The organism is Candidatus Thorarchaeota archaeon (assembly GCA_021498125.1).
Lineage (GTDB): Archaea > Asgardarchaeota > Thorarchaeia > Thorarchaeales > Thorarchaeaceae > B65-G9.
Genome location: JAIZWL010000001.1, coordinates 1,220,893 through 1,244,245 on the forward strand (window position 1 = coordinate 1,220,893; position 23,353 = coordinate 1,244,245).

Genomic DNA, 23,353 nt, shown 5'->3' on the forward strand with positions numbered 1-23,353 from the left:
TCACACCTTTTTTTGACTGAACAATGACGAAACTGAAGATCACCGATACCGTGTTACGAGATGCACATCAGTCTCTGCTTGCAACGCGCATGCGAACAGAAGATATGCTTCCCATTTGTGACAAGCTCGATCAGGTCGGCTATCACTCTCTTGAGATGTTCGGTGGTGCAACATTTGACTCAATGATGCGATTTCTTGATGAGGATCCATGGGCTCGGTTGGAGGCCCTGCGTGATGCATTGCCTCATACAAAGTTACAGATGTTACTTAGAGGGCAAAACTGTGTCGGGTATCGAGCGTATCCTGATGACGTACTTGAGGCATTCATTGGATATGCTGTCGAAGCCGGAATGGATATCTTCCGAATATTTGATGCGCTTAATGATGTTCGTAACATGGAGGCCTCGATGAAATTTGTCAAGCGAGCTGGTGGTCATGTTCAGGCCAGCATCTCCTATACGATCAGTCCGGTTCACACTGTTGACAAATTTGTGGACATGGCCTCTGAACTTGCTGCACTTGATGCGGACTCGATCTGTATCAAAGACATGGCAGGTCTGATCACGCCGCAGGTGGCCTATGATCTCGTCAAGCGTCTGAAGGAGGACGTTGGGCTTCCAGTCCAGCTTCATTCACACTATACCAGTGGAATGGCCTCGATGGCCTATCTCCGCGCAGCCGATGCAGGAGTGGACGTTGTGGACTGTGCGATCTCCTCATTGGCACTTGCAACATCGCAGCCTGCTACAGAATCAATTGTTGAGGCATTACATGGGACCCCCCGTGATACCGGACTTGACGTTAATCTTCTTGCTGAGATCGCCGATTATTTCCGCAAGGTCCGAACCAAATATTCCGCCTTTGAAGGAAGCCTGAAGGGTGTCAATCCCCGAGTGCTGGTATTTCAGATCCCGGGTGGGATGCTCTCTAATCTTGATAATCAGCTTCGTGAACAGAATGCTCTTGATAGGTATGATGAGGTTCTCGAGGAGGTTCCCAGAGTGAGAGCAGAACTCGGGTACCCCCCATTAGTGACCCCGTCCAGTCAGATCGTCGGCACGCAGGCCACACTCAATGTCATCACTGGTGAACGTTACAAAATCATCCCCCATGAGGTCAAGCAATACGTTCGAGGGTATTATGGTCGGCCTCCTGCACCGATTGACCCTGAAATCAAAAAGCTGATAATCGGCGATGAGGAACCGATTGACTGCCGACCTGCTGATCTCCTTGAGCCAGAGCTGCCCGAGGCAAGAGAGGCATTGAAAGACATTCCGCATCACCCGCGAGATGAGGTCTCGTACGCTCTCTTCCCACAGTACGCACTTGATTTTCTTAAGCGTAAGGCGCAACGGCAGACACAGGGCAGTCTAAGCCCCGAAAAAGAAGCGGCGATTATTGCCGCAGTGTTGCATATGGGCATTATGACAACAGGCATCACCGCCTCTGGTACTTATGGATCTGCTTGGTCTCAGGGAGGTCGTGAGGGACTTGTTGCACAGGCGACAAATTATAATGCAGGCCGATGGGGCCATAGTGAATCCATCTGGGCAATCGCGGGACGGAAGGATCTCATGCGCCGGAATCTCAATGGAGGCACTGTTTAATGAGCCAAGAGTACAAGCTGGCAATTGATGGTCAGCAGTTCAAAGTGGCCGTACAGCGACTTGATGAGGGCGGGCTCCTGATAATTCGTGTTGGTGACCAGAGTTATACCCTCAAGCCAGAGGCCTCTGATGATGGTACTTGGATCGTGAATGACACTTCCACCGACCACACTCTAAAGATCAAGAGCCGTTCTGGCAAAAAGATCGTTGTAGAATTGAACGGCGTGACCAAAGAAATCGAATGGAGTCGCATACGCAAAGAGACCGCTTCTCGTACGGTCCGTGCAAGCTCTGGCAAGAAAGTCGAGGGTGGTGTCTATGCGCCCATGCCTGGAAAGATCACAGAGGTACATGTGAAGGTCGGCGACTCGGTACAGAGTGGGGACACAGTCTGTGTTCTGGAGGCCATGAAGATGTTCAATGAACTAAAGGCCCCTCGTGATGGTACTGTCAAGGAGGTCAATATCGAATCAGGTTCTCCCGTGACGCCTTCAGACCTACTCATATTGATAGAATAGTTTGGTGATACTCATGAAACCAGTCTATGTGATTGGCGTAGGAATGACTCGATTTGGCCGTCTTGAGGAATCCATTGTCGAACTTGCTCGACAGGCTGCCGTTGAAGCACTTCGAGACGCAGGTGCTGTTGATGTCAGACCTGATAGACTCGTAGTAGGTTCTCAAAATCCTGATGAGTTTACTGGCATCGGTCATCTCTCCACACTATTGGCCGATCAACTCGGTCTCGTACCAGCAGGGGCCACACGAGTTGAAACCGGTCCTTCTGCCGGGTCTAGTGCCTATGAGACTGGTGTTGCTCTTGTGGGATCGGGGCTCTCAGAGTTAGTGCTTGTCATTGGCGTCGAAAAGATGTCCGATGTAGACCGCGGGACTGCTTCTAAGATTTTAGCAAAGATGATGTCCCAATCAAATGAGACCCTATATGGAGGAACTCCTGCTGCACTTGCCGCACTTGTTGCTCGAAGATATATGCACGATTATGGTCTCACACGTGAGGATCTTGCTCTCTTGCCCGTGAAGGCCCACCGGAACGGGGCGAAGAATCCACTCGCTCACTTTCAGAAAGAGATCACGGTCGAAAAGGTCCTCGCATCCCCCGTTGTCGCCGATCCACTCACGCTCTATGACTGCTGTCCGACCAGTGATGGAGCAGCGGCTGTAGTCCTCGCCTCTAAGGAGACCATGCGTGAGTTGGTTCCGGAAGATCATGCAATGAGAATTCTTGGGATCGGCCACGCTACTGACTATCTTGCAGTCCAGCATAGACTGCATGTCACTTCACTTAATGCCACTATTGAGGCCGCAAATTTGGCTTTCAGTATGGCCGGACTCACACCCAATGATGTTGACGTATGGGAACTGCACGATGCTTTTTCAATACTCGAACTGATCAATATGGAAGACATAGGTCTGGCAGAGCGTGGCCGGGCTATCGAGATGATCCGTGAGGGTGCTACTGAAGTTGATGGTTGTTGCCCTGTCAATACGACTGGGGGTCTCAAAGCACGAGGCCACCCTACTGGTGCGACGGGAATTGCTCAGATCCATGATCTGGTACTTCAGCTCCGTGGGGACGCTCCTCCTGCGCTCCAAGTCAGTGAACCTGAGATAGGGGTGAGCCATAATATCGGTGGCTTTGGAAATAACATGGTGGTCTCAATCATTGGTACAGTCTAACTCGTTGTTATCGTACATGAAGTAAGGGAAAATAATTCGGCATGATATTCTCTTTTTTCACTCCCTATACATGCGAGCTTTTCTTAATAATTCATCGAGTCGATTACAAGAAGAATTAGCGCAGATTGCAGAGTCCATGATCGATGTCATACGTCATCAAAACTGGGACCTCTTGACATGTCGTATTGACGACCGACCTGGATGCTCAAGTATCTTACATACTTAAGGAGACTGACTAGTATGCCGTTAGGCCTTGCTGTATTGAAATGGGATGATGAACTGGGGCCAGTGGTGACAGCCAAGACTCCCAAGGGTCTGAACAAAGGACTTGATCCTACCACATCTATGCGTATCTATGGTATCGCAACCCTTGGAGAGACCGAGGAGTCACAACGCCCGGGATTTAATGCTCTTGCTTTTGATGAGTTCAAGCTCGCCGTATATTATGGTGGGCTCAACATGCACCTGAAGGGTCTTCCTTCTATGGTGTTTTTAGTTCTCGAGTCCGATGAAGATCCGGATGTCTACAAGGACGCTTTGCCCGAGATCGCCACGCAGATCTTTCTCAATGCTGCGGGTGACAAGTACAAGAAGATGGTGCCCAAGCTCTATGGTCAGCTTGCACGCTACACGCAGATGACCCCCGAGCAGCGTCAAGCCTCTGTACTGAGCGATCCCGTGCGACGGGCAATCCTTGAGACCTTGACCAGGAATGGTACCGTTGAGTCGGCCGATCTTGAACAGTTGATTTTTGAAGAGGTCGGCAAGAAGATCGATGTGGACATTGTGTTACGGCCTCTGGTCAAGATGGGCGTCATCGCAACGGGCTGGGTTGAGGGGCTCTCCTCCGAAGTGGTCTATCTCACGCGAGCGATCTTTATACTCCGTACCATACCTCATGACACGGTGCGGGCAGTACGTGGTGGACAGCTTCCGTCCGACGTTGCGGCTCAGTATTTGGACTCAACAAAGAAATATCATAAAGATTACATTGTGCGGCTCAGACGCGACCTCACTGAGGCGATCTGGTCTGAGGCAGCCGAGCTATCACAGCATCTCCTCGATTTTGACGAGTACGACCTGATCTCGATTTTGAGAGAGGGGCCACAACAGACGGAGCATCTTCCCAGTCTTCTTGACACGACTAAATCGAATCTTCGTAAGGTGGTTAAGAAGTTGGAGAAGGCACATATCTTGATGAAGGTGAACGATGAGGAGGGTCGTGAGCACCTTCTTCTCAAATGTGACCCACAAGTCGCTACGGTCTATCCCGAGTGGTTGATTGAGCGGACCGTGGAGCAGTACAATGACGAGGCAATTCCAAGCAGGCAGGCCATTCACTACTTAGAGGTCTTGAAGCGGTTCCATCCGAGCATGGCCGCCAGCGCAGCATTGGAGGTGGAATAGAATGCGAAAATTACAACTCTCATTTGTTATGATCTTTTCAGTATTGATGCTGTTGACGTTAGCAGGTCCAACTGGCTCAAATCCCGATAATTTGTTTACACCAATAAGCATGAGTCAATCAGGTGCATCGCATAGTGTTGCAAACCTAGATGAGTCATCTTGGTGGAATGTATCATATCATTATCGTCGCTATGTCAACCTGACGGACACGAATTCGACGGTCAGGTATGATGCACCTATCCACATCTCTGTGGACTTTGCAAACAATACCTGCTTCAAGAATTCGATTCGTATAGTGGACTCTAACGGGAATGAGGTTCCCTCACAAGTATACAAGGTGACCTACTGGGAAGACCCCGATTATGTAAAGAGTGCCACAATCTTTTGGTATGCAAATATTCCTGCTGACTCTACTGCGGTCTATTGGATTTACTATTCCGAAGACAAAAGCATCGAAGCAGCAAGCTACGACAATGTCGTCTGGTTTGCTCGGACCACAGGGACTCTTTCGGGCAAATTCAATCCTAATTATTGGAGTTTCCGTGGCGATTGGTATAATGTGACCATGTATAATGAGGCTGGTGGGAAGATCACTAATGGTGCCCACTTACGACAAGGTGCGTCGGGTTGGTATTGGGACTGGAATTGGGGCACAAACCGGGGGAGTATGCATTGGAACCCTGATGGTCTTGGTGGTCAGGGGACTTCCGGGATCGCACCCAATCCTGATACAACTTTTGTTAATGTGGAAGGCCCTCTTTTCATCAATTACACAACTCAAGTAAACTTTGGTAGTTATGCCAAGATGAATGTGACTTACACGTTCTACAAGTGGGGTTGGATCTTCAACACCTACATCAAATATACTGGCACTACAAGCGGAAGTGGACGTACTGATGAATGGGTCTTCTATCCATATCTTACTACTCATGCAGTGGAAGTAGCTGAGGATGGTACTCAGACCTATTATGATAATTGGGCTGCATCAAGCAATAAAGGGAAACCTGCCGGATTTGGTTGGTGGAACGATAACGGTATCTCTCACGGTACAGTGCGAATCTCTCACAATAGCTGGAACACCAATCCTGCATATGCCAACAACTATGACAATTACTACTATCGTTGGCGGGATACCAGCTCGTACGAGTACTGGGATACTTATATTCCGACAGTCTATGCAGTAGATGGGACTGTTCTCGAGGAGACCTGTGTGACTGCTGTTTGGAACGGCACTGAAGGACTTGACGGCTATATGCGGATCTTCAATGCCACCTCACGCTATCTCCCTATCTTCAAAGCAATGGGTAATGTTTCCTCTTACTCGTTTAGGATCAATGTGAAAGATCTTGGCGGTGCTAATGTCGCCAACGCAAATGTGACTCTTCTTAATGCTACTACTGGTGAGCGCCTCTACATGAGTACAGGCTCTCCATACACTGCCCTTACCGACTCGAATGGTAATGTGACCTTTATCGGTCTCCAGAACGAAACCTACAGAATTTTCGTATGGATCGACAGTCGTACTTGGCTTGACGAGCAGACAGGTGCTACTGGGATGAATGTGACATGGTCGGGTGATCGTGTTGCTGATGGTCCGTTCACTCCTGTATCTGTGACATTGGATCTTGCCAGTATTACGATCCATTTGGACGACCTGATGGGCCATTCTATGGGCACTGTGGGTGCGGAATCGGTCCAAGTTCGAGTGTATAATGCCAGTGATCCGAATCCCAATAACTGGCGATATCTGGACTACGAGTACACCGATGCGAGTGGTGATCTCACATTTACCAGACTGCCAAAGTGTCGATGGGTATTCAATTTCTCCTATTCCGATACCGATACAGGTCATATCTACCAGTGGGCCGACTTTGGAAAGTACGTGTCATATGAGGTGGCTGAGTCTGCTATCACAGGCGATCTCACACGGAGCTGGGAGTTGCCACTTGTCACAATAGACTTCAACGTCATCGCTTATGATGACAATCCCGTTGAAGATGCCTATGTCCGGCTCTCGAAGAGAGGTACTGGAGATCCTATTCCAACGAGTCGTGCAGACAATTACAACGTGACCCATTTGACCGATGCGAGTGGTGATGTTACCTTCTATCGCGTGCTCAATGGCACATGGAACGTCTATGTGTACAAGACGGATGATTTTGGTCAGACGGCTTTCAATAGTACTATCCCGTTGACCGACATTCAGAACTACTATAGCACGCAGGCAGTGCTTCCATTGACCAGCTTGCGTGTTCATGTCAAAGACACTTCAGGCAACAATGTTCCTAATGCCAAGATTAGAGTAACGGCCAATGGTGAAACGTTGGTGACTGCTTATTCCGATTCAAGTGGTTGGTATAATTTCACATTCATACGGGCGAATGATACCTCTCTCTCGTACTATGTCTATGTGTCTAAATTGAGTTCTCAGGACCAAGGACCCGCTATTGCAGGTAGGGACTTTTTGGCCTATACAGAATTTGAACTTGCTCCATTGACTTACGATGCTGAATATAACGAATTGAATTGTACAATAACTACTGGTGTGTGGGCATACGGTGACAATCAGACATTTACAATTGGATGGTACAATCGAACAGATACACCACCTACGGGTTATCGTGACGATCCCCTAAGTGATTACACTCATGGATGGCTTAACTTCACAATCAAATTCAATTCGGTTGTGATTGGCCGTGGCACATGGAACAGTAGCGGTGGCGACTTTATTATCCACTCTACAGGCATCAACTTCACCGTAGTGATAGATACGATTTACTTCCATATGAATGCCAGCAACACACCGTATGTGATTGAATTTAATTCATATCATCCTGATTACAATGGTCGCAATGCGACTTACACAGTAACAGTCATCATAACTGTGGCTGATACTACTGCAAAGGGATCGACTTCCGGATCGGTGTATTGGAGTGATGGATTTGCCCGCAACTATTCGCTCTACACAACCCCTGAAGGGCGAGATGCCTATAATCTCACTGAACTGAGCTATGCAAACTATACGATCTATGATTCAGTTCCGTTCAGTAGTGCCACGAAGATCTCAAGTGGCGTGCTGGTCCACCTCGGTAACGGAATCTACCGATTCTCAGATGCGGTTCTCAACGGCTCCGATGTTGGTACTTACTATGTCTACATCTGGTTGTACAAGTACAATTATGTCAACCAGACCGTGACTGTGGAAGTGACCATCAAGGCGATACCGACTACGATAAGCTGGACTACGCCTCCTACTGATTACACATGGGGCCCGCTAACAGGTTCCGCTATTATTCAGTTCAATGACATGATCCACGGTATGACCATTAGTGCAACTGGTGCTACTATCACAATGCAGTGGATCAATACTGCAACTGGTGAAGTTGTTGTGACTGAGAATCCCTCTTCCTTTACCTACCTATTCTTGGAGACCATCGTATACAACGGGACATGGCGACTTCACGCCTATGTTTCTAAGGCAAACTACATCTCAGCGGACAACTTGAGTGCTGTATTCACGGTATCTCCACAAAATGCTGAGTTGCTTGTGACTTCTGCCACCGTAGTCACTATTGATTGGGGTACGACCGCAGTGTTTGATCTGACCTATAGGACAAGCTCCGGTCATGCGCCAATTCCTGGTGCCTCAATTATTGACATCGCATGGGATGGTGAGGTCTCGCTGATTGACAATGGCGCTGGAACGTATAGTCTTAGACTGCTTGCGACTCAGCCTGCTGAGAATGCCACAGTCACTTTCATCATGTGGCTTGCCAACAGGACCTCTGATACCCAGTCTGTGACAGTGAACATCTTGATTCCACTGGCCGTTCAGGCTGTAGAGGGTCAGTCAATCCAAAATCCGGTGCAAGAATACTGGACTCACAATTTCACGGTTCATGTCATTAGTGGTGATGAGTCTAATGGTTCCGTCTTTGTTTCAGGTGTCACGATCACCTATGACTTTCCAGCAGGTGGCTCTAGTGGCGTGCTGACCGAGAATACCAGTGGCGGGTACTACTGGCTACAGTTCCCTGCTTCTGATGCCCCCGGTCCCGGTGTCTATTCGATCACACTTACAGCATCTCGTGCTGGGTGCATGACGCAGACTGCCACACTGTACATTGAGGTACTGGCAACTCCAACGGTCGCAGCAGCTGAGAACCAGCTTCTCACCGTCTACTATGCGGATGCCTATCTCTTGAACTTCAGCTGGTTCACGGAGATCGATGGCAACGTTGGGATCGATAATCCTGATGGTGTTCAAATCGAGCTGTGGAAAGGCACGACCAGACTCAATGACAGTATCAATGGAGTCGTGGGTCTAGGCAGTGGTGACTATCAATTCCTGATGGACACACGAGCTCTCGGAATGTCTGCCGATTCGCCGATCTATCCAACCAGTTACTACTTCATCATCACGATCCACAAGGTTGGCTATGCAAATCCGTTGGCAGTGACCATTATCATACTGGTTCTACAGACACCGGTTAAGATGACTGTGGACTCGGTGAATCCCGTTGTGTGGTCAGAGCAGTTCACGATTAGGGCGCATCTTCGCGATGTGATCCATGACGAATATGTCTGGACAGATGCAGAGGTGACTCTGAAGTATGGTTCCTTCAGTGGTCTGTTCACATCACTTGGGAACGGTACCTTTGTGTACACAGGTGACTCTTCACAAGTCTTTCCATCATCGGCAACACCCCTAGAGTTCACTATTGAGTACACACTGCCCAACTACATTGATGGTTCAGTCACCAGTACGATTGTGGTCAATCCACGACCCGCCTACATCACAATGATTGATGCGCCTGACTCATCTTACGACTGGCGTGACGATTTCACTGTCCGGCTCCAGATCTATCTTAATGGAACAACCACTCAGGTCAATATGACCGCCTATTACTACTGGGTTGAATTTCCGAGTATTAACGGTACCATGACTTACAATGGTGTCTGGTACGAGGCAACTATTGACACTGGTAAAGTTCCTGCCGGAAGCTGGACTCTACGGCTGCACGGCCTTCGTGACAACTACACGGTGACGGCCTATGATGTCCCCATCGTAGTACGTTCTCTAGAGGCAACTCTTGTGTCTACTACTGGCAATTCGATCTCAGCCATCTTTGGTGTAAATCACAGTGCTGAGGTTCGGCTGGTCTTCTCATACGACTCAAATGTGCTTGAGGGCGCAGATGTGACCTTCACTTGGGCAGGCCTCTTGAGAACTGCCTCCTATGCTGATGGTGCTTACGTGTTCCAATTCGATCCATCAGGGGATTCATCTTTGACAGTGCCTGGCACATACATCTTGAACTTCACAGCCAAGTTGATGAACTACACCACGGTATCAAAGCTTGTGACTCTCAGACTGGCTGCGGCCACCGAGATTCAGGGCGGCCCATACCGAGTCGAGGCTGAGCAGACACTTCAACTTGTCTTCAAATATTGGGACACGGTCAATGATCGTGCTGTTGCTTCAGCTGCCACTGCGCAACTGTACTATCAGATCGGTGACGGTGCCAAGATTCCCCTCACAGCGGATCAGTTTGATGGCGAGAAATATACGATTTCGCTTGCTGCATCTGACATTGGTGGTGTCTCCCCAGATCCATATCTGATACGGATCTATGCATCAGCACCGGGTTACCAGAATTGGACCGAGTCCAATGCGGCTTACATCCAAGTCTATGTTGACTCACCCACAGTTGATGTTCTGGGCTATCGTGTGCAGCGTGATACGCTGTTCTTGGTCCTTCTCATGACCGGAGCATTTGTTGGTCTTGTGGCGGGCGCGACAGCAATCCGCCGATGGAGAATCCCATACCAGATCAAGCAGATTAACCGTGCTCTCAAGGACATTGAGCGCAGCAAGCATGCATCCGTTGAGAACATCAAGTCGATGGGACAAGTGATCTCCGAGCTACTCGCTCCGGGTCTTGCGGAACTCGATATTCCAGCTCCTACGATTGAGATGGTCCATGTCGAGGAATACGAAGAGATCCTTGGTGGCGAGACCGAGGACCTCCTTGAGGGACTTGATGCACTTGATGCGATTGGTGCCGAGGAAGAGGCCGAGGTTGTTACAGAGACCGATATCGAGTCCGAACTTGCGGCTGAGATAGAATCCGAGATTGCAAAGGATGAAGAGGCCGCACGTGAGACCTCTGTTGAGGAATCTTCTGAGGCAGCTCCTGTCGAGTCCGAAGTTGAGCCAGAAGCGGAGTCTGATGAGGGTGATCTGTCTGAGGCTGAGGAGCCCGAAGTCGAGTCCGAAGATGAGGCCGAAGCCGAAATAGACGAGGGCCCCGTTTCTGAAGAGACTGAGGGTGCCGTCGAGGATGTGGACTCTGAATCGACAAGTGCTCCGGACGAGAAAGATGGTGAGATCTCCGAACCCGAGGAAGATGATGAGGCAGAGGATGCGATCTCCGACGCGGAAGACGTTTCCGAGGCCGAAGATGGCGACTCTGATTCTGATGAGATGGTTGAGGCTGATGAAACCGACTCTGACGTGGATGAGGAACTTCCACCTGTAGAAGAGTCTGATCTGGAAGATCTCGATTCGTCTTTGGAAGACTCCTCTGACGAGGACTAATTCCACATTCTTTGAGGGAGATTTTCCTCCCTCCCCCTCTATTTTTTCTATGATCTTGTTCAAGCTCAGCATGTTTGTTGGTCGCGATTACGATTTCTGAAACAATATTCGTCCAAGATTGTCTTATTAATCAAAAACACCTAACACGTTACCAGTCTGGCGCAAGGAATCTTCCTGCATGATTCCAGTACGGTCGATATAGGGACCAACAATTGACTGTATACCTCCTCTATTCATGTATGGTGATTACTCAATCGCCATGCGGGTGGGTGCGACCAAATCAAGGAGACTGACAAGTATGCCGTTAGGCCTAGCCGTATTGAAATGGGACGATGAACTGGGGCCGGTGGTGACCGCTAAGACTCCCAAGGGTTTGAACAAAGGACTTGATCCGACCACATCTATGCGGATCTATGGTATCGCAACTCTTGGAGAGACCGAAGAGTCACAACGCCCGGGATTTAATGCTCTTGCTTTTGATGAGTTCAAACTCGCCGTGTATTATGGTGGGCTCAACATGCACCTGAAGGGCCTTCCCTCTATGGTGTTTTTAATTCTCGAATCTGATGAAGATCCGGAAGTCTACAAGGATGCGTTACCTGAGATCGCCACGCAGATCTTTCTGAATGCTGAGGGTGACAAGTACAAGAAGATGGTGCCCAAGCTCTATGGTCAGCTCGCACGCTATACGCAGATGACCCCTGAGCAGCGACAGGCATCTGTCTTGAGTGACCCTGTCCGTCGGGCGATCCTTGAGACCTTGACTAGGAATGGTACGGTGGAATCAGCCGATCTTGAACAGTTGATTTTTGAAGAGGTCGGCAAGAAGATCGATGTGGACATTGTGTTACGGCCTCTGGTCAAGATGGGTGTCATTGCTACAGGTTGGGTTGAGGGACTCTCCTCCGAAGTGGTCTATCTCACGCGAGCGATTTTTATTCTTAGGACAATTCCGCATGACACGGTGCGGGCAGTACGTGGTGGACAGCTCCCATCCGACGTTGCGAATCAATATTTGGATTCAACAAAGAAATATCATAAAGATTACATTGCGCGGCTCAGACGCGACCTCACAGAGGCGATCTGGTCTGAAGCCGCAGAGCTATCAAAACATCTCCTTGATTTTGATGAATACGACCTGATCTCGATTCTGAGAGAGGGGCCACAACAGACGGAGCATCTTCCCAGTCTTCTTGACATGACCAAGTCTGAACTCCGTAAGATCTCCAAGAAGTTGGAGAAGGCTCATATCTTGATGAAGGTGAACGATGAGGAGGGTCGTGAGCATCTTCTTCTCAAGAGCAATCCGCAGGTGGCCACGGTCTATCCCGAGTGGCTGATCGAGCGGACAGTGGAGCAGTATAATGACGAGGCGATTCCAAGCAGGCAGGCTATTCACTACTTAGAGGTCTTGAAGCGTTTCCATCCGAGCATGGCCGCCAGCGCAGCATTGGAGGTTGAATAAAGTGAAATATAGTCATATTGCAATAATCGGAGCCTTTGCAATACTCATGCTTCTCCCCTTGAGCGGTAATTCTACTGTACAACCATTGCCAGTGTCAAGTCAGATTACTGATAATAACCTCCTCCTTAATGGCGGTGCCGCTCAAGTTGCAGGTTATGGTCAAGATGAGGCCAAATGGTGGAACTCTTCATATGTCTATAGGCAGTACTTGAATATCACGGAGCCAGGGATCTCAGACCGGACGCTTGTGCCTATTCATCTGTATCTCACCTTTGAGGACGGGCACTGCTACAGAGATTCAATTCGGGTCATGTACTATAATGATCCAACATGGTCTGCCCTGCCTTTCCAGATATGGAACACGACATATGATGCCTCAGGGAATTACATTCTCTCGACCCGTGTCAGTTTCAGTGTAAACGTGACGCAGGGTGCGACAGAACAGAACTACTACATCTACTATGCGAAGAATGATGTTGGTTCGGTCTTCTATCCTGATTACTATCCCTTTGTCTACAAGACCTACACCCTCTCTGTTCTGAACCTAGTATCATACTACGACGATAACAACTACACGGTCCAGATGTGGGACGATGCTAATCAGGTCTGGGACGATCCACGAAATGTGGATTCTCGTTGGGCATCCAGTACTGGTGTCATACAGTCCGGCACAGTCACGAACGTACCTTATGGTCAACTTGACAAGTACGAAGTGATCCGCATCGAACCAAATACTGACACCTATGATTATAGTGCCTTTCTGGGTTTCTATGCAGTGCACTCTTACTATCCTCTCGCAGTGACTGCTGGCTCTGGCCACAAGAACTCTAATCCCGCAGTAAATGACTGGTATCCTGGTGTTGACGAACTCGGTACTGGTGTCGGTACAAAATTCATTATTGGTGGAGTTTCGGGATTCGATAGCGACTATGAAGGAAAATATTGGATTCAGGCAATGTCTGATAACACACAGGTCTGGGTCTGGACCTCTTCTGAAGTGCTTGATACTCCCTCCGATTGGATGTTTTACAACAAGACAACCGTGTCCTCATGGCCGGTGACTCTCAAGGCTGGTGAATATATCTCAAAGAAAAATGTCAACTACCAGACCGTGTTTATGGTCAATTCTACAAAACCCATTGCCACCCGTGCAGGTGATGTTGATGCAGCCTATTCTCGTGACATCATGGGTATGTATCCTTCTATAACTGGAGCTCTTGCGGGTTCGGAGTTTTATACAATTGATATGGGTCACTCTTATGATCGAACGCGGATAACGAATGTTGGTTCCACGAGTGTGTCTGTGACTATCTATAGAAACAGCGGATCTGGCTGGTCTACTGTCACCACACAGACAATTTCCGCAAATGGCTATTATGATGTGGGTCAGGGTACAGCAAGTGACACCGACCCAGAAGATGTGTTACACATCGTCAGTTCTACTGGTGCAAAATTGACCGTTCAGGGGATCTATAAACCGACCTCCGGATCCGATTGGGGTGATTGGGTCTCGACAACCAGCGGCTACCGTTTTGGAACGGACTTCAAGTTGTGGGGCTTTTCTGGGATGAAGTTCTTCATTTACGCGATGGAAAACGCTCAGGTAAATGTGACCGGTTCTAATAGTGGTACGGTCAATATCCCTGCTGGTGGTGTCGACATCTTTCTCCCACTCTCTTCAAGTCCCTCCCTCTACACAATCTCTTCAAATGTCACGATCAGTGTCGTGCGAGCCGCTAAATTTTCGACCTCTTCCCCATATGCTCCTTCGGGAGATCAAGGATATGGTTGGATGGTTCCGGCATACATGCCCGAACGTGATGAATATGGGGTTTCAGTATCCAAGAGCAGCGAGCGTCATCTCTTCGAGTTTGACATCACCGTGGTTGATCTTGATGGTCTACCTGTTAGTGGTGCGACTGTGACCCTGTATAATTCATCCACATCGGCCGTGTGGATTGACGATCAAGGTAAAAATCGAACCGGAATTACTGATAGTAATGGTCTGATCATATTCGAGGGTCTCAACAATGGAACTTATGAGGTTCATACAGTCATTGATGCTGCTACTTGGTTGGTCACCTCATACACGAATGTGTGGATCACGGACACCTCAAATCATACTATCACCGGATCCATTACACCTGTCACAATTACTCTAAAGATGGCGTCGATAGATATACATCTCAATGACCTGAATGGTGACTCGATGAATGACAATGTGGATGAAGACATCTACATGCGAATCTGCAACGGGTCTGACTATCAATCATACATCCATCAGGCCAAGGCCAATGCAACGGGCTGGTTGCACTTCCCGCGATTGCCACAAGATGACTATTCTCTATTTGCAAAGTATGCTGGTGCCAACTCTTACAACAATTATCCATGGGAAGATATTGCACGTTTTGCAAGTTGGAGTATTAGTTCCTCTGAATTTTCCTCGGGATCATTTGTGCATGATGATTGGGTATTGCCACTTCTAACCCTTCAGGTTCACGTTCAGAGCTGGGATGACAAATCAGTTCCTGATGCACATGTAGATTTGACTAACAATCAGACTGGACATACGTACAGTATTCAGACAGAAACTACTGACAGCAATGGCAATGTTACCTTCACAAGGATTGTGAATGGCACATGGTACATTGATGTCTGGAGAACTGATAGTTTTAATCAGGTTATACATAACAACACAGCTTCTGTGGTTCAAACGAATTTACAAAAAGGAACACAGGTCAATATTCAGCTTAGACTGACTCGTCTCAATATCCAGGTTCAATCATCTGGTTTCAATGTCGAGGGTGCAACCGTCACTGTATACTTTAACAATGAAACGGTTGTTGCTGTTGGGCAAACCAACTCTAGTGGACTCATTACATTCGAATGGATTCGCGGTAATATGTCCAGCCCGTGGAATTACTCGTATACCGTAGATGTTGTAAAGGGCGGTTCGTCAGTTAATCGAACCGTTGTTGTTGCAGATGATCGCTATACCTATGTTAATACCATTGATTTGCCGCCTCCCACGTATTCCCAACAGTATACCGAAATCTCATCTCCGTTCAGCTTTGAGCAACAGACATGGTACACAAACTTCACATTTTGGTTTGAATACTACAATAGAACCAGTGGTGCGGTCCCTGAAAAAACCAATGTTACATTTGGCAGTTCAACAACTGTGGGCTTTGAGATATATTATAATATGTCTTTGGTTGGCTACGGTACGTGGACCACTTCGGCTTCTTCGTATCTCATAAACTCGCCTGCCAACAATCATAATTGGTATTTCAATGCCACAATTGACCTTCAATATTGGCATCTAAATGCTAGTCAGAACCCCTACAAAATTATAATATATGCGCACACCACTGGTTACAACGATCCTACCAATTTTACCATATATCTGACCATAACTGAGGCTGATACCTCTTTGAATTCGTATGATGGTACGAGCTTCAGCGAATATTATAATATACACTCAGACCACCTGTTCCTATTGCAAGACTTGACAAATACTGGCAATGTAACCGGTCTTGACACATACAATTATACAATCCGTCAGGGTCTGTTAGTGCTCCGATCCGGATACATGATAAGCAACTCCAATGGCACATACACCGTGCCGGGAAGTGCCTTTCACGATCTTCCAGTTGGAAACTATATCCTGACTGTTACGATGGATCGTCAGAACTGGGCCTCTGATGAGATACAAATTAGTGTGGAGATTAGTGAGGTTCCGATGGATGTCCAGATCACAGGGCATGGAAGCTACGATTGGTCATTGTCAAGTGATACTATCACTTTCACATATCATATCTTATTGAACGACAGTAGCCCTGATCTTGCTGGTGTGTCGGTAACGGTCTATTGGATCAATCATGATACTAGTGAGGTCTACAAGTCTATTTCACTAACACTTGATCCTGTTGGAGGAGTGTATACTTACCACTTTACTGATGATGTTGTACCAATTGGTGATTGGGTCATCAACATTACTTGCTCAAAGGATAACTTTGCTACTGCACATGATTCGTTCTCTTATATCGCAGTGGACCCAGCACCAACCACACTCTCTGCTGTGTCTAGCAGCTCAGTACAAGTTGACTGGGGTGAGGATGCAGAGTTCGAGATCTCATTTGTGCGTGATAGTGATTCAGTAGGTCTGGAGGGCGCATCTTGGAGTCACAATTGGACTGCACCAATCACTATTAGTGATGCAGGCAGTGGCCACTATACTATCACCGCAAAGACACTAATTGAGGCCGGAACCTACACGCTGACTATCGAACTCAGTCTTGCAAATCATGTGACCCGAACTATCGAGCTCACCGTTCAAATTCTTGTGCCGTTACAGATCTCTTCTGACTATAATTCGGCCGAGACTCCACTCGAGACCTATTGGACCCACAATTTCACTATTGATGTTCTTCTCATGGATATGTCCCGAGTGAATACAACAGTCGATGGAGTGACTGTTACCTATCACTGGTACATGCAGTACGTTGTCGATGACAGCGGATCACTGACAGGTACTGGTTCAGGTCATTATAGTGCAGAGCTTGATGCGACAAAGGCATTGCCACTGGATACACTCTATACGGTGACGATAACGGCCAGTAAGGCAGACTGCACATCAGCAAGCATTACAGTATTCGTGCGGATCAGTGCAGTTCCAGATGAGGTCGTTCTTCCAGTGAACTACTTTGAGCAGTACTATGCTGATGTGTTCTACATCAGTTTCTACTGGAACAATACACTGGATAATACGCCGATTACATATGCTGACACAGTGACGATCGAGGTGATTGGTGTTGCTGCAAATGTCACGACCTGTGTAGGGTATGGTGATGGCTGGTACAATGTCAGCATTGATACCCGTGCGCTTGGCATGACGACAACGGAGATCGGAAAGGTCTACTTCATCCTATTCACGATGGAGCGTGCTGGGTTCCAGACCAATGTGCCCGTGACTGCGGCGGTTGTTGTCCGTGAGGCCTCGACCAAGTTGGTCATCGATACTATTTCATCGGTCAACTGGAGTGAGTCATTCACTGTGACCGCCCATTTGTGGGATACTGTTCATAACATATTGATTGATTCTGCTGCGGATATCACTCTCATTGTTCCGGGTTCCGCCTATAATGTGACGGTTTCCAATGATGGTACTGGTATATTCACATGGGTGATCGATTCTGACGCATGGTTCAACGGTACCACGACTTACCTCTTCGATTTCACATACACCTTAGACAACTATGTTGATGGTACAAATTCAACAAGTGTCTACATTGCACCGATCCCCGCTGTCGTCACAAAGGACATCTCGCAACTTGAGCAGATTGAACTCATTTGGGGTTCCAACTTCAGTATCCGTGTCAACATCAATCAGCACTACGGTTCGCTGGCAAATCCGATTGATGGACTTGCTGTCACCTACACTTGGTCTGGCACTTCTGTCACAGGTACTCTTCTTGGAATCGGTAATGGTGGTTATCTCACTACCGTGAATAGCAGTGAGATTGTGGCTGGAGTCTATACGATCACTGTGACGAGTGTGAACAAGAACTACACGTTCGCTCCTTGGACTCTTGATATCACGGTCAACCCAGTTACAACAGTCCTCGAGTCCAGCGATACCGAATTGAATGGTATTCATGGTGGTCCAAGCTTTACGGTGTACGTCAGTTACAAGATTGCCACTGGCATGACCTTTGCCGGACGAATCCTTAGTGGAGCCAATGTCATATCTGACTTTGGTGGTGGTCAAGTCGGGACTTGGGTCGCTTCTGAGCAGGCATATCGGTTCATTATCGATCCCTCGACCGTTGACCCCTCACAAGTTCCCGGTACGATCACAATCACTTTCACTGCTAATCTGACGAACTACGCTCAGGCAACTGTGGAGATTGTACTTCATGTTTCTGCAAAGACCGTTCTTACTGCATCAAGTGTGCAGATCGAGATTGACAAGTCTGGGATTCTATATCTCAACTATACCGATGTGACCAATGGGGCTCCTGTGCCGTTCAGTGCCGTGACCTCCATAACTATCAAGACTCCTCTGACCGAGTTCACTAAGGAAGATGTCAAGGTGGCTGATGATGGCCGCTACTATATCATACTCTCTCCTGCCGACATTGGTGCGATAAGCAGCGATCCCTACACGGTAACGGTCAGCATTCAGGCCGATGGTTATGAGGCACAGACTGGGATTACCACTGAGGTTCGCATCATTGAGACCCAGTACGAGATACTCGGAGTGCGTGTACCTCAATCTCAGCTACAACTATTCTTATTGATGCTGTGTATCTTTGTTGGTATTGCTGCTCTAAGTGTCGGTGTCCGCCGATGGAGAATCCCATACCAGATCAAGCAGATCAACCGTGCTCTCAAGGACATCGAGCACAACAAGCATGCATCTGTGGAGAACATCAAGTCGATGGGACAAGTGATCTCCGAGCTACTCGCTCCGGGTCTTGCGGAACTCGATATTCCAGCTCCTACGATCGAGATGGTCCACGTCGAGGAATACGAAGAGATCCTTGGTGGCGAGACCGAGGACCTCCTTGAGGGACTTGATGCACTTGATGCGATTGGTGCCGAGGAGACAGAGCCGCTAGAGGCTGTTGACTTTGAGTCGGAGATTGCCGCTGAAGTCGAGAGCGAGATGGCTGAAGCACCTCCTGAAGAAGAGGCTGCTCCTGAGCCCGAGACCGAAGTTGAAGAAGCTCCTCCAGAAGAGGAGTCTGTACCCGAAGAGCCCTCCGAGGACTTGGAGTCAACATCGGCCGAAGACGAACTGCCCGCTGATGAAGACGCAACCGAACTTGCATCTGATGCTGACCTCTCCGAGCCGTCAGATGATCTGTCAGAGGGGTCTGATACCGAGGAGCCCGAGTCCGACAGTCTCGATACAGAATCAGTGGATGAGAGCGCCCCCGAGTCAGACGATACAGAATCCGAGTTGGATGAGTTAGGTGAATCCGAACTAGAAGACTTGGACGATCTTACGGACGAATCCGAGGGTGATGAAACAACAGATGCGTCAGATTCTGTAGATGATGAGTCATCCGATGAGTCTGATACCGATGATACGGAGTAAGGGAGTCAATGGGTTGGGGTGATAACCCCCTTCCCTCTCCCTGTGAGGTGAACATATGTCACGAAAAACGAAATGCACAGGTCGATGGCCTTTGTACAAACAACCCTCAAAAGCAAAACTTGACAATGGGATTATGTCAGTGATGTGGTCCGCTCGGCAGCCACTTATCGGTTTCAATAATGCCGTATTAATCTGGGGTGATGATTCATGATCCGTGAGATTCATGTGTTTAAGGAAGGTCAAACCCTTTTTGAAGACGTAATTGTACCGAACAAAGACTTGGACACGACTGCTGTAATGATGCTGGTTTCTTCCTCTGCTAAGAAATTGCAGGAATGGAAGATCGATAGCATGGAGATCGAGCGGTTTCGATATGTGTACATGAACTCGCACGATACCCAATTCATACTGACTATGGATAGGCAGGCATCTACACAGAAGGCAAATGAAGCATTGATGTCTATGGTTTCAAAGTTCATGACGGCCTTTGAGCATAGTTTGGAAACGGATGAGTGGAAGTCGACCGATTTTTCCCCGTTCAAAGACGGTTTCAGACGGATAGTTGGCCGTGTTCCTGTTAAAGTGTGTCTTGCCGGGCATGGTGGTACTGGAAAGACGACCCTCCTAGAGTTGGCGACCCTGCCATCTCAGGCTCCTCCGCAGGAATATGTTCCTACCTTCTTTGGTGATAAAGCTCTTCTAAAGGCCGACTTTGATCCCTATGTCTTCAGCATGTTTGACCTTGGTGGGCAGGACCGTTTTGTTCAGGAGTGGGGTAAGATCATTCGGGCTGGCAGTATTGTTATCATAGTCACCGATTCCACAAAAGAGAACCTCTCATGGACCAAACGAGTAGCCTATCCTGTTCTGAAGGCCGAACTGCCTTATGCTCGTGCAATCGCTATTGCGAACAAACAGGATCTGAAAGGGTCTCTCTCTCCAGAAGAGGTGAGCCGTATTCTTGATGTTCCTGCATATGGAATGCAGGCGAACAGACGTGATTTTCGTGACAGATGGCTAAAACTCTTGCGGGCTGTAGCCTTTGAAGAGATTGATTTTAAGATAGTAGGTGAGATCGAGGCGGAGTGAAATGAGTGATTCTGAAAGAAAATCAATAATTGATGAGAAGGAGCGCAAGCGACTAATCACTGAGATTGGACAGATCAAGGATGTCCTTGACAGTTTCAAATATGGTCTTAATTTTGAAGACTTTGCTGATGAACTCTTCAAGACGATAGACCGTCAGACTCTTGCTATTAAGAAGCTCGATGAGAAGATGAATACTATCATTGAGCGTATGGAGCGATTGGAGGCCCAGCTCAAGGAAGGCATCCGCGTAAGCGTGTCTGGACTTGGCGCATCAGCAGAAGGTGCCACCGAGTCCACCGTGATCATCGAGGAGGAAACGGAAGAAGCTCCTCTGGAAGATGAACTTGCAAAGATGACACGCGAGGAACTCGAGCGTGAGGCCAGTGAACTGGATATTAAAATTGCAAAGTACTTTGAGAAAGAAAACGAGTACTCTGAGATGGTGCTCAACGATCCTGCCAGTGCAGAAGAGTATGAACAGAAGGCCGAAGCAGCACGTCGAATGAGACTCGAGGCCGAAGCACGGCTGAGGGAGATAAAAGATCAACTAGAATAAAGGGAGTGATAGATAATGGGATTATTTGACAGTTGGCGAAGACGAAAACGAGGTACTCACGAACGCTCACAGGTCAGGGCCCGAGAAATTCTCGTATCTGACTCTGTGCCCACAAAGGCACCGGTCGTGGCAGAGCTTCCTCCTGAATCTCAAGAGGAGGTTGTGAAGTTAGTAGCGGAGTACGAGCGTCTTGTAAGGCGACGGGATGAGTTGCAGACTGAACGTAGTCAATTGACAGTTCGTCTTGATAGTGGTGAATTGACAGCGATTGAGTTCAGAAAGGAGCTCATGTCAAGGATTCAAGAGGCTGCACAAGTGGCTGAACGACTCAAACAGGTCTCGTCTCGCTTAATTGAGTTGGGTTACCGCGGTATACTTAGGTGAGGTGATTCACTTGCCCAGTCCGGATGAACGGACATCTGAAGAAGATGATTCTTCCAAGGTCGAGGAGGAGACCCGCCGTCTCATGGAGAAGGCTCTTGAAACTGGTGTGTCTACAATATCCTCCTCTGAACCTGAGGTGGTCACCCGTTCGACTTCAACTGCTCGCATGTTAGAAGAGGCCTTCCAGCGCATCCGTGTGCGAATGGAAGATCTTCTCTCCATGATTGATGATAGTCTCAAAAACACTGAACCGAATGTGGAGCAGCAAGTCTCTGAGGCAATATCCAATATTGCAACTAAATTGAAGTCTGCTGGACTAGGTGTGTTTTACACAAAAACGATTGTGACCGTCCGAAACGAGCTATCTAGTTCTCTTGCTCCAAGTGATCTTCTTGAACCTATTCATGAGGCACTGACCGAGGCACATGATCAAGTCGAAGACATTATCACAAAGGCCAGTCGGGGTGCGATTAAGAATGTAGCACGTTCTACTGGTTCTCTCCAGGCAAAAGTGATCCAGCTCTATGCCTCGCTTCAAGATCGAGAGCGCCAGATTGAGGTGGCGCGTGTAGAACTGTTCCGACTGCGTAAGCAGATTGCCGAACTCGAAGCCACGCTTGCCCATCGAGATGAAGAGGTCAGTACGGTCCGTGGTGAGATGAGCCTACTACAAGAGTCTTTGAAGGCTCTCGAGGCTCAGCTTGAAGAGCGTAATCAGGTCATATCCGACCTAAAGAGCCAGTTGACACAGGCGCAGTCCCAGATCGAGCAGCAGAAGGCCATGATCGAGAAGCTCGGGTCTGCCGAAGAGATCGTTGCCGACTATGAAGACAAACTAATGCGTCTCTCACAGATGGAAGGAGAATTGGCCCGACTCCGTACCGATCTCGAGCAGCGTGATGAGACGATAAAATACCTTCGAGAGGAGACTGTCAAGTCCTCGGATTATGCTTCAGCCCTTGAAACCAAAGCGACCGAACTCAATGAACAGCTTGCCAAGAGTGAAGGTGAGATCCGTTCACTTCGCACCGAGAACGAGTCTTTACAGGCACAGATCGCAGAGCTTACAGCTCGATGGAATACACTCTATCAGGTCGCGGAAGACGAGCCCGCATTTAAGGCATACTTTCTTGTTGCTGATAAGACTCGTGGCATACCCTTGGCGCACCTTTCGGCTGCAATGGGTATACCTGTGAGACGGCTAAAAGAGGACCTTGAGAAGTTCATTGAGGTGGGCCTTGTCGAGATCGATGGTGGGATTGTACGTCCCCGTGCTCTCTCTGAGGTGGCACGAGAGATTCAAGGTCAAGAGGATCAGATGATTGAAGAAGTAAAGGCTGAACTTGGTGATGACTCGGAGATTGTCTTGGAGGCTTTTGATCTATCTGAACCATTATTTGATGAGGCCTCTGGCTCCGAGGAAAGTGATATGAAGTAAGAG

General features: G+C 48.3%; 11 protein-coding genes. All 11 read left to right on the top strand.

Annotation, left to right across the window (positions count from 1 at the left end; genetic code table 11):
• Positions 1-23 precede the first annotated feature (23 nt).
• Positions 24-1,607: a pyruvate/oxaloacetate carboxyltransferase gene (locus tag K9W43_05855; protein MCF2136752.1), complete on the top strand. Its 1,584-nt coding sequence runs from the start codon at positions 24-26 to the stop codon at positions 1,605-1,607.
• Positions 1,607-2,125 (top strand): hypothetical protein, encoded by a 519-nt coding sequence (locus K9W43_05860; GenBank protein ID MCF2136753.1) that lies wholly within the window; start codon positions 1,607-1,609, stop codon positions 2,123-2,125. Before K9W43_05855 ends, K9W43_05860 begins: the two co-directional genes overlap by 1 nt.
• Positions 2,126-2,138: 13 nt before the next feature.
• Entirely contained in the window at positions 2,139-3,305 is a 1,167-nt protein-coding gene (locus tag K9W43_05865; GenBank protein ID MCF2136754.1) for a thiolase domain-containing protein, read from the top strand.
• A gap of 240 nt (positions 3,306-3,545) precedes the next feature.
• Positions 3,546-4,712: a hypothetical protein gene (locus K9W43_05870; protein ID MCF2136755.1), complete on the top strand. Its 1,167-nt coding sequence runs from the start codon at positions 3,546-3,548 to the stop codon at positions 4,710-4,712.
• Position 4,713: 1 nt separating this feature from the next.
• Entirely contained in the window at positions 4,714-11,313 is a 6,600-nt protein-coding gene (locus tag K9W43_05875; GenBank protein ID MCF2136756.1) for a hypothetical protein, read from the top strand.
• Positions 11,314-11,611: 298 nt separating this feature from the next.
• A complete protein-coding gene (locus tag K9W43_05880; protein MCF2136757.1) occupies positions 11,612-12,778 on the top strand; it encodes a hypothetical protein in 1,167 nt (388 codons plus the stop codon).
• Position 12,779: 1 nt separating this feature from the next.
• Positions 12,780-19,883, top strand: a complete 7,104-nt coding sequence (locus K9W43_05885; protein MCF2136758.1) for a hypothetical protein — start codon at positions 12,780-12,782, stop codon at positions 19,881-19,883.
• A 207-nt stretch (positions 19,884-20,090) separates the two neighbouring features.
• Positions 20,091-20,972, top strand: a complete 882-nt coding sequence (locus K9W43_05890; protein MCF2136759.1) for a GTP-binding protein — start codon at positions 20,091-20,093, stop codon at positions 20,970-20,972.
• A 1-nt stretch (position 20,973) separates the two neighbouring features.
• On the top strand, positions 20,974-21,528 hold the full coding sequence (locus tag K9W43_05895) for a hypothetical protein (protein ID MCF2136760.1): 555 nt from the start codon (positions 20,974-20,976) through the stop codon (positions 21,526-21,528).
• 15 nt (positions 21,529-21,543) lie between these two features.
• Positions 21,544-21,912, top strand: a complete 369-nt coding sequence (locus K9W43_05900) for a hypothetical protein (GenBank protein MCF2136761.1) — start codon at positions 21,544-21,546, stop codon at positions 21,910-21,912.
• A gap of 10 nt (positions 21,913-21,922) precedes the next feature.
• Positions 21,923-23,350 carry a hypothetical protein gene (locus K9W43_05905; protein ID MCF2136762.1) on the top strand — a complete coding sequence of 476 codons (1,428 nt, stop codon included), beginning with the start codon at positions 21,923-21,925 and terminating at the stop codon, positions 23,348-23,350.
• Positions 23,351-23,353 lie beyond the last annotated feature (3 nt).

Bases quoted from the DNA above. Each gene is read 5' to 3' on its own strand.
- K9W43_05855 (MCF2136752.1), top strand. From the start codon at position 24: ATGACGAAACTGAAGATCACCGATACCGTGTTACGAGATGCACATCAG.
- K9W43_05860 (MCF2136753.1), top strand. From the start codon at position 1,607: ATGAGCCAAGAGTACAAGCTGGCAATTGATGGTCAGCAGTTCAAAGTG.
- K9W43_05865 (MCF2136754.1), top strand. From the start codon at position 2,139: ATGAAACCAGTCTATGTGATTGGCGTAGGAATGACTCGATTTGGCCGT.
- K9W43_05870 (MCF2136755.1), top strand. From the start codon at position 3,546: ATGCCGTTAGGCCTTGCTGTATTGAAATGGGATGATGAACTGGGGCCA.
- K9W43_05875 (MCF2136756.1), top strand. From the start codon at position 4,714: ATGCGAAAATTACAACTCTCATTTGTTATGATCTTTTCAGTATTGATG.
- K9W43_05880 (MCF2136757.1), top strand. From the start codon at position 11,612: ATGCCGTTAGGCCTAGCCGTATTGAAATGGGACGATGAACTGGGGCCG.
- K9W43_05890 (MCF2136759.1), top strand. From the start codon at position 20,091: ATGATCCGTGAGATTCATGTGTTTAAGGAAGGTCAAACCCTTTTTGAA.
- K9W43_05895 (MCF2136760.1), top strand. From the start codon at position 20,974: ATGAGTGATTCTGAAAGAAAATCAATAATTGATGAGAAGGAGCGCAAG.
- K9W43_05900 (MCF2136761.1), top strand. From the start codon at position 21,544: ATGGGATTATTTGACAGTTGGCGAAGACGAAAACGAGGTACTCACGAA.